Origin of the sequence: Vibrio sp. 10N.261.55.C5 (assembly GCF_041470505.1) — a bacterium.
In the GTDB taxonomy this organism is placed as follows: Bacteria; Pseudomonadota; Gammaproteobacteria; order Enterobacterales; family Vibrionaceae; genus Vibrio; species Vibrio crassostreae_C.
Genome location: NZ_JBFRMS010000004.1, coordinates 25,129 through 37,947 on the forward strand (window position 1 = coordinate 25,129; position 12,819 = coordinate 37,947).

The 12,819-nt window shown below is 43.3% G+C and carries 17 protein-coding genes; 6 read left to right on the forward strand and 11 right to left on the reverse strand.

Going from position 1 to position 12,819, the window contains the following annotated elements:
* Positions 1-121: 121 nt before the first annotated feature.
* From AB4263_RS00535 to AB4263_RS00545, 3 genes are all read left to right on the forward strand, one after another.
* Complete coding sequence (locus AB4263_RS00535) at positions 122-520, forward strand: PepSY domain-containing protein (protein ID WP_017066076.1); 399 nt, start codon at positions 122-124, stop codon at positions 518-520.
* Between the two features lie 61 nt (positions 521-581).
* On the forward strand, positions 582-1,241 hold the full coding sequence (locus AB4263_RS00540) for a response regulator transcription factor (protein WP_372097156.1): 660 nt from the start codon (positions 582-584) through the stop codon (positions 1,239-1,241).
* A 104-nt stretch (positions 1,242-1,345) separates the two neighbouring features.
* Entirely contained in the window at positions 1,346-2,692 is a 1,347-nt protein-coding gene (locus tag AB4263_RS00545; protein WP_372097158.1) for an ATP-binding protein, read from the forward strand.
* A 124-nt stretch (positions 2,693-2,816) separates the two neighbouring features.
* Here the strand turns inward: AB4263_RS00545 and AB4263_RS00550 are convergent, their stop codons facing one another.
* The 3 genes from AB4263_RS00550 to AB4263_RS00560 form a co-directional block, all read right to left on the reverse strand.
* A complete protein-coding gene (locus tag AB4263_RS00550) occupies positions 2,817-3,197 on the reverse strand; it encodes a VOC family protein (protein WP_102503794.1) in 381 nt (126 codons plus the stop codon).
* Between the two features lie 221 nt (positions 3,198-3,418).
* Positions 3,419-4,738: an LssY C-terminal domain-containing protein gene (locus tag AB4263_RS00555; RefSeq protein WP_372097160.1), complete on the reverse strand. Its 1,320-nt coding sequence runs from the start codon at positions 4,736-4,738 to the stop codon at positions 3,419-3,421.
* Between the two features lie 14 nt (positions 4,739-4,752).
* Positions 4,753-5,481 carry a glycosyltransferase family 2 protein gene (locus tag AB4263_RS00560; protein ID WP_372097162.1) on the reverse strand — a complete coding sequence of 243 codons (729 nt, stop codon included), beginning with the start codon at positions 5,479-5,481 and terminating at the stop codon, positions 4,753-4,755.
* Between the two features lie 367 nt (positions 5,482-5,848).
* On the opposite strand from AB4263_RS00560, the gene rplY reads away from it, so the two are divergent.
* Complete coding sequence (gene rplY, locus AB4263_RS00565; RefSeq protein ID WP_017060373.1) at positions 5,849-6,127, forward strand: 50S ribosomal protein L25; 279 nt, start codon at positions 5,849-5,851, stop codon at positions 6,125-6,127.
* A gap of 168 nt (positions 6,128-6,295) precedes the next feature.
* Here rplY and AB4263_RS00570 read toward each other — a convergent pair whose 3' ends face one another.
* From AB4263_RS00570 to AB4263_RS00600, 7 genes are all read right to left on the reverse strand, one after another.
* The gene (locus AB4263_RS00570) at positions 6,296-6,688 is read right to left on the reverse strand and encodes an NUDIX hydrolase (protein WP_017060354.1); all 393 of its coding nucleotides are present in this window, start codon (positions 6,686-6,688) and stop codon (positions 6,296-6,298) included.
* A gap of 61 nt (positions 6,689-6,749) precedes the next feature.
* Positions 6,750-7,511, reverse strand: coding sequence for a nucleotidyltransferase domain-containing protein (locus AB4263_RS00575; protein ID WP_372097164.1), 762 nt, complete (start codon positions 7,509-7,511; stop codon positions 6,750-6,752).
* Positions 7,512-7,525: 14 nt separating this feature from the next.
* A complete protein-coding gene (locus AB4263_RS00580; protein ID WP_372097166.1) occupies positions 7,526-8,062 on the reverse strand; it encodes a GNAT family N-acetyltransferase in 537 nt (178 codons plus the stop codon).
* Positions 8,063-8,112: 50 nt separating this feature from the next.
* A complete protein-coding gene (locus tag AB4263_RS00585; RefSeq protein ID WP_372097168.1) occupies positions 8,113-8,508 on the reverse strand; it encodes a DUF3465 domain-containing protein in 396 nt (131 codons plus the stop codon).
* Between the two features lie 58 nt (positions 8,509-8,566).
* Positions 8,567-8,818 (reverse strand): TIGR03643 family protein, encoded by a 252-nt coding sequence (locus AB4263_RS00590; RefSeq protein WP_372097169.1) that lies wholly within the window; start codon positions 8,816-8,818, stop codon positions 8,567-8,569.
* Positions 8,819-8,941: 123 nt separating this feature from the next.
* A complete protein-coding gene (locus AB4263_RS00595) occupies positions 8,942-9,754 on the reverse strand; it encodes a hypothetical protein (protein ID WP_372097171.1) in 813 nt (270 codons plus the stop codon).
* Between the two features lie 218 nt (positions 9,755-9,972).
* Complete coding sequence (locus tag AB4263_RS00600) at positions 9,973-10,398, reverse strand: hypothetical protein (protein ID WP_372097173.1); 426 nt, start codon at positions 10,396-10,398, stop codon at positions 9,973-9,975.
* Positions 10,399-10,926: 528 nt separating this feature from the next.
* On the opposite strand from AB4263_RS00600, the gene AB4263_RS00605 reads away from it, so the two are divergent.
* Both AB4263_RS00605 and AB4263_RS00610 read left to right on the forward strand, forming a co-directional pair.
* A complete protein-coding gene (locus AB4263_RS00605) occupies positions 10,927-11,118 on the forward strand; it encodes a hypothetical protein (RefSeq protein WP_372097175.1) in 192 nt (63 codons plus the stop codon).
* Between the two features lie 206 nt (positions 11,119-11,324).
* Positions 11,325-11,744, forward strand: coding sequence for a BLUF domain-containing protein (locus tag AB4263_RS00610; protein WP_017067227.1), 420 nt, complete (start codon positions 11,325-11,327; stop codon positions 11,742-11,744).
* Positions 11,745-11,850: 106 nt separating this feature from the next.
* Here the strand turns inward: AB4263_RS00610 and AB4263_RS00615 are convergent, their stop codons facing one another.
* Positions 11,851-12,801 carry an OmpA family protein gene (locus AB4263_RS00615; protein ID WP_371722140.1) on the reverse strand — a complete coding sequence of 317 codons (951 nt, stop codon included), beginning with the start codon at positions 12,799-12,801 and terminating at the stop codon, positions 11,851-11,853.
* Between the last annotated feature and the right edge of the window lie 18 nt (positions 12,802-12,819).

Below are 12,819 nucleotides of genomic sequence, written 5' to 3' on the forward strand. Positions count from 1 at the left end.
AAGCCTGCGCCATTTAAGCGTTAAGTTTTTCGGTATCAAATTCTCATTATTAATCAGGTTCACTTTCTGTTCAGAATTACTTTTTTATACTGAACGCTATCAACCTTCTCTAGGATTCGCTATGTTTAGTAAAGCTATGATTTCTTTGTTTTCTATAAGCTTAGGCTTATTTGTTTCTGCTGGCGCATGGGCTGACTCACATCATAATGGTCATGAATTAGTGCAGGACGTTCATAAAGCAGGAACCAGCATCGAATTTGAAGAAGATCAAGACGAAGTCTATGAAGCCGTACGAGAAGGCTACATTCGCCCTTTCTCAGAAATGTATGCGGCGGTTGAAAACGATCTTCATGGCAGAATCATTAAAGTAGAACTAGAAGAAGATGACGACATTTGGGTGTATGAACTAAAAATCAATTACCAAAACAACATCATCAAAGTCGAATACAACGCTGAGACGTTAGAAATGCTTATGATCAAAGGCCGCAACTTTAAAGACGCAATTAAACACGGCGACTAGTTACGTACGACGAAGAGCTAAGCACGACGAACAGTCATTAGAAGAAATTAGAAGAACAATTATGAAAATTTTAGTCGTTGAAGATGAGCCTCGTTTGGGCCAACAAATTATTGAAACACTTGAGGGGGCCGACTGGGTTCCAGAGCTCTCTCATGATGGTATCGACGCACTCTACCGTGCAACGTCAGAAGAATGGGACGCGATTGTCCTCGATTTAGGTTTACCTAAGCTTGACGGCCTAACGGTATTAAAAGGCATTCGAGACGAAAACATCAACACGCCAGTGATTATCTTAAGTGCTCGTGACACGCTAACTCAACGTGTTGAGGGCTTGAACGCCGGTGCTGATGACTACCTAACTAAGCCATTTGAGATGGTCGAGCTGATTGCCCGTATCCGAGCTCAACTGCGCCGAGCATCAGGCAGTGCTGCTCCGATACTTCAAATCGGTGATCTAAGCCTAGACACACGCAGTTCTAAAGTGTTGTGGCAAGGTCAAGCAGTTAGCCTCACGGCGCTGGAATATAAAGTTGTCGCGTACTTCATGCATAACCAAAACAAGGTTATCTCGCGCACTGAGTTGGTTGAGCATATCTACAAGCAAGACTTCGACCGAGACTCAAACACGGTTGAAGTGTTCATCGGTCGTATTCGTAAGAAAATCGCACCAAAGATCATCAAAACCGTTCGTGGCCTTGGCTACCAACTGAATGCTGAATAGCTCAGTCGTCAATCACGCCAAGAGCAACCATTAATTAAGTGGACAGCCTGTTCTGATCATCGCAATACGATAAGTTACGATGAGCAAAGGCAGGTTGGAAATGCATGAATCTAAAGAAACGAACACTTAAAAACATCAGTTTAAAAAGCCGCTTGCTCCTTGCTGCGGCTTTTTGGCTAGGTGCGATGATATTAGCGGCTGGTGTCGGGATTCCGAAACTGGTTAACGACTACCTCGTCGATGACATGAAGCAGCAGCTTGGCTTAACCATGGATGAGTTAACCGCCAATATCGAAACCAATGACAGTGGTAACCTGATCATGGCAGAGCGTCTGTCTGATCCTAGGTTCAACCAGCCCTACAGTGGTATTTATTGGCGCGCCGCTACCCAAGAGCAGATCATTCGATCTCGCTCGCTATGGGATAAAGACCTCACCATCAAGCGTTCACCGATTCACACATCAGTCAAAGGGCCAGAGAAAGAAAAGCTGATTTACATCGAGCAAGATATCTACCTGCCTGAACTGAGCGACCCTGTCACGATCACCATTGGTATTGATGAAGATCCATTAGAATCCACACTGACAGAGCTTACTGGTCAAGTCTGGTTGATCCTAATGTTGCTGTTTGTTGGCGTGCTGATGTTGATCGGTATTCAAGTCAGTTGGTCGTTATTACCGCTCAGCAAGATGCAACGCGAACTGGTAATGCTAAGAAACGGCGAGCAACAAGGGTTAAGCGATAACTACCCGAAAGAGGTTTCTCCATTAGTCTCTGACCTCAATGCCCTGCTCTTCCACTATCAAGAGTTATTAGAACGAGCTCGTAACCACGCGGGTAACTTATCTCATGCGTTGAAAACACCGCTTTCAGTTCTAAAAAATGAGATAGAGCGACTTCCAGAGGATGACAAGGCACTGCTGCAACAGCCCATTCATCAGATTCAAAGCCAAATTGATTATCACCTTGGCCGCGCTCGTATGGCAGGTGCAATGAACATTCTTTCGGTGAAGTCTTCACCTTGTGAGCGTGTCGAAGCTATCTCAATGGCGTTTGATAAAGTCTACGCTGCCAATGAAGTCACCATGATTAACGAGCTAGACTCTGAGATTGAAGTGGCAGTAGAAAAAACCGACCTTGATGAAATGGTCGGCAACCTACTCGAGAACAGTTACAAGTGGGCGGGCAGCATTATTCGCGTCCATGCAAATGAACTCGACGATGGCAACATAGAGTTGGTGATTGAAGATGATGGCCAAGGCATTCCTGAAGAGAAGCTTGAGCAAGTCACCAAACGTGGTGTTCGACTTGATGAAACCACACCGGGAACAGGATTGGGGCTTAACATCGTGAATGAAATGGCGCACAGCTACCGAGGCAGCCTAACGCTCAGCAAGAGCTCAATGGGCGGCTTAAAAGCCTCTCTGGTGCTTAAACTAAGCAAAGGTTAAGTAAGCTAAACGCGCTAAATAAACCAAGTAAACCAAGTAAACCAAGTAAACACGATAAGCCCTAGCACAACGCTAGGGCTTAACTTTATTCTGGTTTAACAAAGCTTTTCTCGCTTCAATATGATTAGCTCATCGAGTGAAGCCCAATCATATTGCCTTCCGTGTCACTCACTACACTGATAAAACCATGCTCACCAATGTCCATTTTGGGTACTTGTAGCGCGCCACCATTGGCCGCTGCCAAACTGGCTTCTGTGGCACAGTCCTCACAAGAGAAGTAAACCATGGTGCTGTTGCCTCCCGCTTTTACACCGGACATCTTACATAAAGCTCCTGTGGCGCCATAGTTGTCCATATCGCAAGGAAATACCCACATCTCAACTTCGATTCCAGTTTCATTGTCCAACTTATCCAGCGTCACTTTAAATACTGATTCATAAAAAGTTTTTGCTCTCGACATGTCATCAACATATATTTCAAACCAACCAATCGGATTCATTTGCATAACGTTATCCTCAGCTTTCGCTGCTTGTTCGCCCTTAATGAGCATAGTCAAAGTAGAACAAGTTATAGCCGAGGCATTGCTTGAGAGAAGGTGATGTTTGGATAAACATGGCAAGCAGATAGTGCAAAGCCTTGTTTGATTGAGGGTTCAAACAAGGCTCGAGTTTGTTGATATCTAAGAAAAACCAGAGCACTACGAAGAAAGACTTCGTTGAGTCGACCTTATATATCACTCTGAATATCGTTCACCGCGACATTTAAAGTTTGTGAACTATTACTCAGGTTCGTTGCTCCAATCATTAATACCCGACCATCCGTGTAATAGTCATGCTCCTCATTGATCACTTCCACCGTTGCCAATGGGTACTTGTCTAGCTCGATGTCTGGTAGTGACGCTCGTATCTGATTAGCGAGCCTATCTCGCTCTTCATCAACATTAGGGTCAATGTTATGAAGTACGGTCACAATGCCAGAATAAGGGGTGACTTTAAGGCCATCATCATAGCTAATTGCGCCTAACCACTGAGGCTGGTTAGTTTTAATATCAACACCTGCGCGCCACCAGCGAATATGGCTGCGCTTCATCAAATTACCCGGCAATTGAAACGCCATATCTTGCGGCTTGTCTCGCCAATACAAATCAGATACAGGTGGCGTTTTGTCTCTAAGCAATGCGAGATAGCCAGCCCATTCAATCTCATTTCGAGAGAAGGTTTGATTCTCTATCCAGCCTAATTGTTTCATTAAGTCTCTTGGGGTTACTCCAACATAAATGACGTTGATCGCTTGCGCCGAGTAGAATGACGATTTCCCTGGGAATGCTTTATAGGTAACCGAGTTCCAGTCTACTTTGTTTATTTGATCCGTCTCTTGTTGATTCTGAAAATCATCCGCTTTCCAAAAAAAGTGGGCGTAGTTCGCAAACAATACCCACGCTAACATCAGCGCACTCGACTTAAGAACCAAGCGTCGCCACTTCATTCGGTAACCGATAATGGTGAAGACCAATACCGCGAATACCCCGACGATCAAACTATTGTGCTCAGAGATAAATATCTTAAGGCTATTAAGCCACGGAAAGTTTTCAACGCCGTGCGCCAACAACATGCCCCAAGCAATGAACTGCCCTCCACCAAGGGCCAAGCCGATAAACGCCAACACACTGAAATTACGCCACGGTACACGATGCGAACCCGCTATAAATGGCACTACCCAAGCGATAGGCCCTAATAAGCGAGCAAAAAGAATGATGTATATACCTTTACGAGCAACCAAATAGCGGCAGCGCGCGATTAACCTTTTGGTTTTGGGACGAAACTTAATAAGCCTTCGTTGCGCCTTAGCACCATATTTATAACCAATGAAATAACTGATTTGGTCACCAAGCAAACCACCTAGCATTACCAAAACCAACGCCATCCATGCACCTGAATACAGTTGAAAGCCCGCTGCGATAAAGAAGGGCTCTCCCGGTACAAATAGGTTTGGGCCAATGAGAGCATCACCCAATGCTCCCAGAAACAGCCCTAGTCCATCAAACATAACAACCTCAATGCTTACTGTTCTTTGTAGTGACCAAACTTGTAGTTCATCTCGTTGTTACGCATTTCGCCTTTAAAGAAGCGTCTTACATTGGCTTTAAGATAAGTAGAGCCTGTCTTCACAACGCCATCTTGGTCTAAGCGACGTGGGTCAAAACCAAAAGTCATATTTAGGAATCTAAATCGCCATGTTTTGCTCGCACGTTTTACGTAGTCACAATCTTCACACAGGACGATCTCTTCATCAAAACCGCCGATCTCATCATGCGCCCGTTTAGTCGAGAAAATACATGTGCCAATCGCCGTCGGGAAAAAGAACTGAGTAGTAAACAAGCCTGCGTTAAATAGCCCGTAACCAAACTTGTGTACAAGCGGCAAACCTTTCGAGCTCATGTACACACCCGCCACTTCAAGCTTCTTCTCTTCTAGTTCATAAAGCGCTTTCGCAAGGAAGTTTCGAGGCAAGCTCACGTCAGCATCTAAGAAAAGGATTCGGTTGTATTGCGCCAATGAAGTACCCGTGTTTCGGCCAAAGCTCACACCACGGTTTTCCATGTGATGCACCGTTAATTTTGGCAACGCGTTTTCATAAGCTTGCGCCACTTCTCTGGTGTTATCTTCACTGTTCGAGTCGACAACAATCACTTCAAACTCTTGGTGGGTTTGCACGCTCAACTCTTCCATTAAGCGGCTAATGCGTTTCTCTTCGTTTAGCGTAATTACGACAATGCTTACCGGTTTCATATTTTCACCTATTCATTCTGCTGTTTAATTAACACTAAGATTAACGAACTAAGACTTAACCAAGTCTTAGGCAAACATTCATTTTCCGTTCATTAACTTGATGATTTAGCAGTGATATAAATAGATAAGGATTGCGATGTAAAAGGGAGTAAAATGCGCTAAACAAGCGTTAGCGAACGTTTTATCTCCAAACGAACCCATTATCGAAGGAAATTCACTTTGAGATGGGCTTCTGACTTGCTCATATTGGAATGTGATGTTAGTATCCGCGCTCGCTTAAGCATGAACTTTTATGTTTAAGCATTACCACACACTCAAGGTCGCATTGAGGTGTGAAGTTAATTTTTACTAATTTGAGAGTAAAACTATGAAATTTGAAGCAGTAGTACGTACTGAACTAGGTAAAGGTGCGAGCCGCCGCCTACGTCACGCTGGTAAATTCCCAGCTGTAATCTACGGTGGTGAAGCTGAAGCTGTAGCTATCGAACTTGTTCACGCTGACGTGATCAACCAAATGGACAAGCCTGAATTCTACGAAGCAATCACTTTACTGATTGACGGCGCAGAAGTTAAGGTTAAGCCACAAGACGTTCAACGTCACGCGTTCAAGCCAAAAGTTGAGCACATGGACTTCATCCGCATCTAATTCCCTACCAAGGAATAAGATTGGATTAATCCAGCCTTCTGCATAGAAAAGATAATCGATCTTACCAGTCGAGAAATCTAGAAATTCGAAACCCCGATGCTACCAACATCGGGGTTTCACCGTTTTTGAGCCCTCAAAAAACGTCCAAAACATCTTATCGAATCCAAACTAAAGATACCTACCCACGCGCTCTACTTCTTTCAAAGCAATACCATCGGCTGCTATACCAACAGGAGCTGAACCTAGTGAATACCACTTAACATCATCAGTCTCTTGAGCGGTGATATCTCCTTTCCAGTCACTCACGATAAAATAATGAATCAACTGAAGTTCCTTCGTAGGATGGTAAAGCGAACACAAGTATTGGTAATCAATCGGAACAACATTAAGCTCTTCATCAAGTTCACGAAACAGCGCCTGAACCTGGTTTTCACCGTGTTCAATATGGCCGCCAGGTATAGTGATTAAACCGGGATCGGTCTCCCTAGACTCACTACGCTTTTCTAGTAATACCTGCGATTCCTTCAGCATGATAAAAGAAACACACTCGTGGACATCCATCTAATTTTCCTAAAGCCGTTACAAAGATAGTTAAGTTTGTTGTTCTAGCTTGTGTTAATGCTTAATTTACAACAAGCTTTTTACTCAGCCTTTCATACAATTCAAAAGCTTCTGTTTTAGATATCAAATTTCCGAGAGCGTATTGATGAGCTAGCTCAATATCGTCGCTTTGATTGGAGTAATAGCGCTTGGCGACTGCAGCACACTGGCTCAGGTTGGTGTACCAGCTGCCGTCTTGCTCAGCCACAAAGTAATACGCAACTCGAACCAACTTCTTTCCAATCACCTTAGCGACATCCGCATCAGTCATTGTTTTGAAACTCGAGGGCATTTGCTCAAGAAAAGTAGACAAGTCACCATTGAGAGCTTGAGCGATTTCAATGCTTGGTTTGTATAGTGGGAACTCATTAGATAAATCATTCCCCCAAACACAACAGCAGCAATGCTTGAGCCAAAACTGCCAATGGAATTCTTCGTTGGGCTGCAGAACCTCTGAGAGATACCCTGGATCAATATCAAGCTTAGTCACTTGCGGATAGGTTTGGGGTATGGTGCCGGAAAGTAGGTTAAATACTTCCTTTTCTCTCTGACCAACAGGCGTAGCGAGTACGATAGAAACATCCAAATCAGAGCGACCAACAATGGCCGTTCCTCTAGGCACGCTTCCATACAAGTAGATACCATCAACTTGACCTGGAAGCTCTCTTAGCAGCGAATCAACGACTGCTGACACCACGTCTTGAAATTCAGGCGCAATGTTCTTTGGCGAATAAAGATTTTGAATGAACCCTTCTCTATCGAGCCCTCTATCTAGCTTCTGCATACCACTTTCCATCACTAAGCCTTTTTCCAATCAGAACGTAGAACCGCCAACACAACTGTATCCCACCATTGACCTTTGAAGAATCGATGATCTTTAAAACACGCTTCTTGTTTCATTCCTAGTGACTTACATAATTTAATCGCAGCCAAGTTCTTGCTGATGGTTTCGGCGTAGATACGGTGTATGCCTAACTCTGAGAAACCAAAATCAGCGAGGGCTTCAGATGCTTCTATAGAAAGCCCTTTTCCCTGAGTTTCCCTCGATAAAGCACAGCCCATTGAAGCTTGTTTATCGCGTTCAAGACGTAAACAAACGGTTCCAATAAACTTCCCCGAATCTTTGCTTTCAACCGCTAGCTGATAGGACTGGCGTGGTACTTCCAAAGCCTGTGCAACAAACAACTGAGTTAGCTCTCGATATTTGTTAGGTTCGCAATCACTTTCATCATAGAAACGCTGATACTTTGCGTCTTGAGAGATCGCAACAAAGGCACACTCGTCTTCGATACTCATATCTCGAAGAATCAACCTGTCAGTTTCCAGCTTAAACATCAAAATTCCTTTTTATCTTATAGCCTTGAAGGGAAAAGTCTCGGAGGTGTTTACTCGTATACTTTCCCGTTATGCTTCAACCAACCATGAGTGTGATGATTACGAGGGTCTTTGTGCGTCCAGTGCATTACGCCACCTTTATTGTTCCATTCATATTCACCATAAAATTCAACTCGATCGCCCTTTGCCAGTCCCTGAACACGAGGCGCTAAGTCAATATTATGTGCGACTAACAAGGTTTGTCCGCTATCGAGTCGCAAAATGAATTTCTGATGTCGAGAGCCTTTATTATCATCAGGAAGTACTCGATACACCGTACCCGATCCGCGCACCTGAACGTCGCTTTTGTGATTTTCGTAAGCTTGCTTAAGTCGCGTATCATTCGCTTGAACATGACTGATGCCGAAGCTAAGCAGCACCAAAAGTAGAGCGCAAAATTGTTTCATTCCTTTCATTTCCCATATCTGTGTGTTGATTTGGGATACTGGCTGGGCATCCCCTCTTTTAACGATGCTTGTACTGAGTCGGACAATAACCTCTCGAAACGTCCGAACTGCGCAGTTTTACATGCTTGATCGAGCGCCCAGAAACACGTGAGCGCCACAGCTTAAAACTGCCAAGCTTGAGATGGCTACGCATAAAACGAATCACTTGCGATTCATTTAAACCAAATTGGTGCTCTATTGCCTCAAATGGCGTTCGGTCTTCCCACGCCATTTCGATAATTCTTGATTCATTCTCTTTAGATAGCATCATGCATACTCTTCCTTTATAAACTGGGAGAAATACGCTCGTTCCAAATTTAAAGATCACAGGACAAACACTTTGAATTGAACGCGTTATAACGTTCGATAAAACAACAGGCTACCAACTAGGCAATCATGGGGTTAAATAAGCTTGTGCGAACTCTCTAAGCACTCTCGCATTATTGTGGTATTTGCTATCCCCGCACTTTGTGCCATCTACTCTGATGTCCGGGCTGGAATATGCAGGTATAACATCTCGCTCATAAGACATCACTGTGCCTCTGTCAGCACAAATTGTACCGAAGGAATATTGAGGAGCTCTTGGATACGTTCCAGAAATGTAACTTTCTATACTATCAAAATCTTTCAATAACGTTTTATAGTCATGATTAGCACCACTTAAATGGCCAATTTCATGCTCCATTAAGTAATCAGGGCAGTTTATCGCTAAAGAAAAAAAGTAGGATACCGAAGAAGACATACCACAATAATCAGACTCAAAGCTAAAATTATAATTAGAAAATACTATCCCAGTAAAAATGGGGACGCCGTCTTCTGTTGTTTCTGGAATCGGTTCTTCCATCGAGAGTTTTAATAACCTCTCTGCTGCGCCCAAATCTTGAAACCAAAGGCTGTCGATTTCAAACGTATAAATCACCTTGGTGACTTTTCGCGTCATAGGAATGCAGGAGTTTTTCAACACCAGATTCGAATAGCTTTCCCATGTCGCTATTTTAGAGGCAACAAATGCTTTGGAATATTCGGCTAATACAGATTCATCAACATAAAGATGGATCTCTGTATTCAAAACCTCACTCTTCGCACAAGTAGGAAACTCGATGCTTTGAGCATTGGAGAGTCGACTATTGCTCAACACTATAATCAAAACACAACCAACTAACTGGATGAGCCTTTTAAAAGAACTCTCACTGACTCGTGTATTCATTTCCACCCTCTCCCTATATTCAAAACCACAAAGAGCATCACAAATGCCGTGACTTAAGATTCATATCAATCCCCATTACACATATAAGCATTGGCCTCTCAAAGTAACCTGCACTATCTGTGTTTTTCAGAAAACAAAAAGCTCGCCATGCAATGACGAGCTTTATTGATTATGGGAGCTTAACGGTTATAAGACCCAAGCCTTAACCGATCTAACCATTAAGACACCTGATCGCGCAAAGCCAATTCAACGTTTTTCAACACTTTGAACTCTTCTCGAGTACAACCGCGCGCCACGGAAACCCAGTAGTCGCCAGTTTCATCGGCCCCTTTAAACTCTGCACGCAACTCATATCGTCGCCATGTAACAAACGCCAAAATAAAGGTCAGTGCAAGCATTGGTAAACCGAACTGAGGAACAAATGCCCAAGTCGCCGCCGAGAGGACTAAAGCCAACGAAACGATATTGATTGCGTTTTCTTTAAGACCCAATTGACGAATTTCTAACTGTTTGATTTTACGTAAGCTATACACATCTTTTTTAACTCGGAGTTCATCAGAACCCACCAGAAAGTCTGATGCTTTGTATGACCTACGAAGTCGCACTAAATTCGCTAACCTGTTGCGTGTTTGGTTCTTATTCATCGCCTTTCTCCATGTTATTTAAAGGTTAGTAAAAACTAATATAATCATGAAGTTAATGAACGAATGCTTGTTTTATAAATCAAACCAATATTAAAATCAAGCCCATGCCATTAATAATAATTATAACAACACCACTTAGCATATAAAATTCAAATAAAAAGAAGGCTTATTGAGGAGTCTACTCATCGTAAATCGATGTACTTTAGTTAAGTGAGATATAGGCCGATAATATTTCCAATAACCGACCAAACATACCAAACGGCGGTCATAATTCCTCCTGCTTTGTAACCACTTATTTCAACGCGATTTTTGCGACAAACTTCGTGTTCAAGGAATGCTGAACAGTGGTCACATAACGCTCCACTTGTCATAGGTCGCATAACTCCCTTGCCCACTATCCATCCGGCTTTTAAATACCTGAATCACTCAATTGAACATATCAATATAGCTTATCGATTAAGCAATTGATCTCATAATGTAGAGTCTGTACGCTTACACTATGCACACGGTTACCTAATGGAGATCACGATGAACGAACTACTGACATGCGCTATGGAACAGAAACAACGAACAACGGTGACGAGTTTATTCGCAAGAAATGGATTTAAGATCGCAACGACTGACTTTGATGATGTGACTTTCGAAAGTGAAAATGTGTTGGTCAACGTTCGATTTGATTCCTCTTCTAACGTTGAATCGATTTCAACTCTAAACAACTAACGAGCTCACAAGCAGGTCGCTAAAATAATTGAATGGCCAACATTCGAGTCATTTTAGCGTATCTTGCAACCTGCCCTTTTCTACTTCATCCCCATCCTCTTCTCTTCCAAAAGCCACCGAGTGACAATTAAATCAATGACTCGCAATTCCATGAACTTGGCTTATATTTATTAATACCCTTTGTACAAAAATTCGAAATGATGCCTGTGTTCCTAACTCGGTTAATTTATGTCAGTACGCTCTGTGAAAGTTGCGATTCTCAGGCTTTGAACGACATTCTTCAGATTTCACACGACCGCAATAAGCAAAGCCATTTAACAGGCCTTCTAAGCCACAATGATAAGTATTTCCTGCAATGTATTGAAGGTTCGAGAACCGCAGTGAACCATACTTACAATCATATCTTGAATGACACGCGACACAAAAACGTCATGATTTTATATTTCAAAGAGATCGATTGTAGGCAGTTTGGTGATTGGTCTATGGGTGATATTCCACAATCTAGCCTAACTGAACTGGTTAATTTACAGTTTTCAACATCAGACCAGTTCAACCCGTATGAGATGTCAGGAGAAAGTGCCTACCGAATGCTTCTGGAATTGAAACAGAATTTGCCATCAGAATAGATCTTCGACCCGACTTAATCCGTAGAGCGAGCAACAAAAAGCCCCAACGTATGGGGCTTTTTGCGTTTTATTGTAAAGGCAACTATTCGTTATTCTTCGGTGAACTCTAATCGCTCTCGCTGCTCACCGCTTCTTGTTCACTGCCAGCAAGAGCTTGCTGTTCGGCGGTAATATCAGATTCTTTGAACACAATGAACGCGCGGCGGTTTAATGCATCGGCTTTTTCAGAGCGTTCATTAATCGCAGGCTGCAACTTACCAAATGACTTCACTTCCCAGATGAACTGCTTAGGGTCGAGTTTGGTTTTGAGGTATTCAACCACCGTTTCTGCGCGGCGCTCTGCCAGCTTTTCATTGTAAGAAAGTGAACCCGCTTGGTCGGTGTGCCCTGCCACCATTATGCTACCTTGCAGGCCGCTCAACTTAGTTGTGAAGTCATCTAACTGAGTTAGGTCTTCTTGCTTGAGTACTGACTTATCGAAATCGAAGTGCGGCGTCATTGCCATATAAACTTTACGTTCTGGTTTTGGCGGCTCACAGAAAGGCATCTCTTCGTACTTCTGAGCTTCTTCAAACACGATAAATGCACGGCGGTTCTCCGCTCGGTCTTTATCTGTCTTACCAAACAGAAGAGGTTGAGTCTCACCAAGATGTTTCACTTCCCAGTCATATTGCGTTGGGTCTAGTTGCCCTTTCAAATAATCTGCGACCGATTTAGCACGGCGCTGTGAAAGGCGCTCATTATATTCGAGAGAACCCTTGAAATCAGTATGGCCGACAATCGTGATGCGCCCTTTTAAGCCTCTGATCTCTTTAACAAAGGTATCTAAGTTGATCTTGTCGAGGTCGCGTAATTGGTATTTATCAAACGCAAAATGCTCTGCGATGGCGATGTGCACCTCACGCTCTGGCGCCAAACACTCGCTGATTAAAAACTTAGACACATCGATGCCTGCGAACTTGTCTCGGTTCTCCTGGCTCACATAGGTGTCGGTTGCACAGCCGGACAGCAGCAAAGTACTCATCACTGCGCTTATTAGGAAAATAATTGTTTTCATCTTACTCTTTACTGTCAC

Bases quoted from the DNA above. Each gene is read 5' to 3' on its own strand.
- rplY (WP_017060373.1), top strand. From the start codon at position 5,849: ATGAAATTTGAAGCAGTAGTACGTACTGAACTAGGTAAAGGTGCGAGC.
- AB4263_RS00540 (WP_372097156.1), top strand. From the start codon at position 582: ATGAAAATTTTAGTCGTTGAAGATGAGCCTCGTTTGGGCCAACAAATT.
- AB4263_RS00570 (WP_017060354.1), bottom strand. From the start codon at position 6,688: ATGGATGTCCACGAGTGTGTTTCTTTTATCATGCTGAAGGAATCGCAG.
- AB4263_RS00585 (WP_372097168.1), bottom strand. From the start codon at position 8,508: ATGAAACAATTTTGCGCTCTACTTTTGGTGCTGCTTAGCTTCGGCATC.
- AB4263_RS00595 (WP_372097171.1), bottom strand. From the start codon at position 9,754: ATGAATACACGAGTCAGTGAGAGTTCTTTTAAAAGGCTCATCCAGTTA.
- AB4263_RS00590 (WP_372097169.1), bottom strand. From the start codon at position 8,818: ATGATGCTATCTAAAGAGAATGAATCAAGAATTATCGAAATGGCGTGG.
- AB4263_RS00555 (WP_372097160.1), bottom strand. From the start codon at position 4,738: ATGTTTGATGGACTAGGGCTGTTTCTGGGAGCATTGGGTGATGCTCTC.
- AB4263_RS00615 (WP_371722140.1), bottom strand. From the start codon at position 12,801: ATGAAAACAATTATTTTCCTAATAAGCGCAGTGATGAGTACTTTGCTG.
- AB4263_RS00550 (WP_102503794.1), bottom strand. From the start codon at position 3,197: ATGCAAATGAATCCGATTGGTTGGTTTGAAATATATGTTGATGACATG.
- AB4263_RS00580 (WP_372097166.1), bottom strand. From the start codon at position 8,062: ATGTTTAAGCTGGAAACTGACAGGTTGATTCTTCGAGATATGAGTATC.
- AB4263_RS00560 (WP_372097162.1), bottom strand. From the start codon at position 5,481: ATGAAACCGGTAAGCATTGTCGTAATTACGCTAAACGAAGAGAAACGC.
- AB4263_RS00535 (WP_017066076.1), top strand. From the start codon at position 122: ATGTTTAGTAAAGCTATGATTTCTTTGTTTTCTATAAGCTTAGGCTTA.
- AB4263_RS00600 (WP_372097173.1), bottom strand. From the start codon at position 10,398: ATGAATAAGAACCAAACACGCAACAGGTTAGCGAATTTAGTGCGACTT.
- AB4263_RS00605 (WP_372097175.1), top strand. From the start codon at position 10,927: ATGAACGAACTACTGACATGCGCTATGGAACAGAAACAACGAACAACG.
- AB4263_RS00545 (WP_372097158.1), top strand. From the start codon at position 1,346: ATGAATCTAAAGAAACGAACACTTAAAAACATCAGTTTAAAAAGCCGC.
- AB4263_RS00575 (WP_372097164.1), bottom strand. From the start codon at position 7,511: ATGCAGAAGCTAGATAGAGGGCTCGATAGAGAAGGGTTCATTCAAAAT.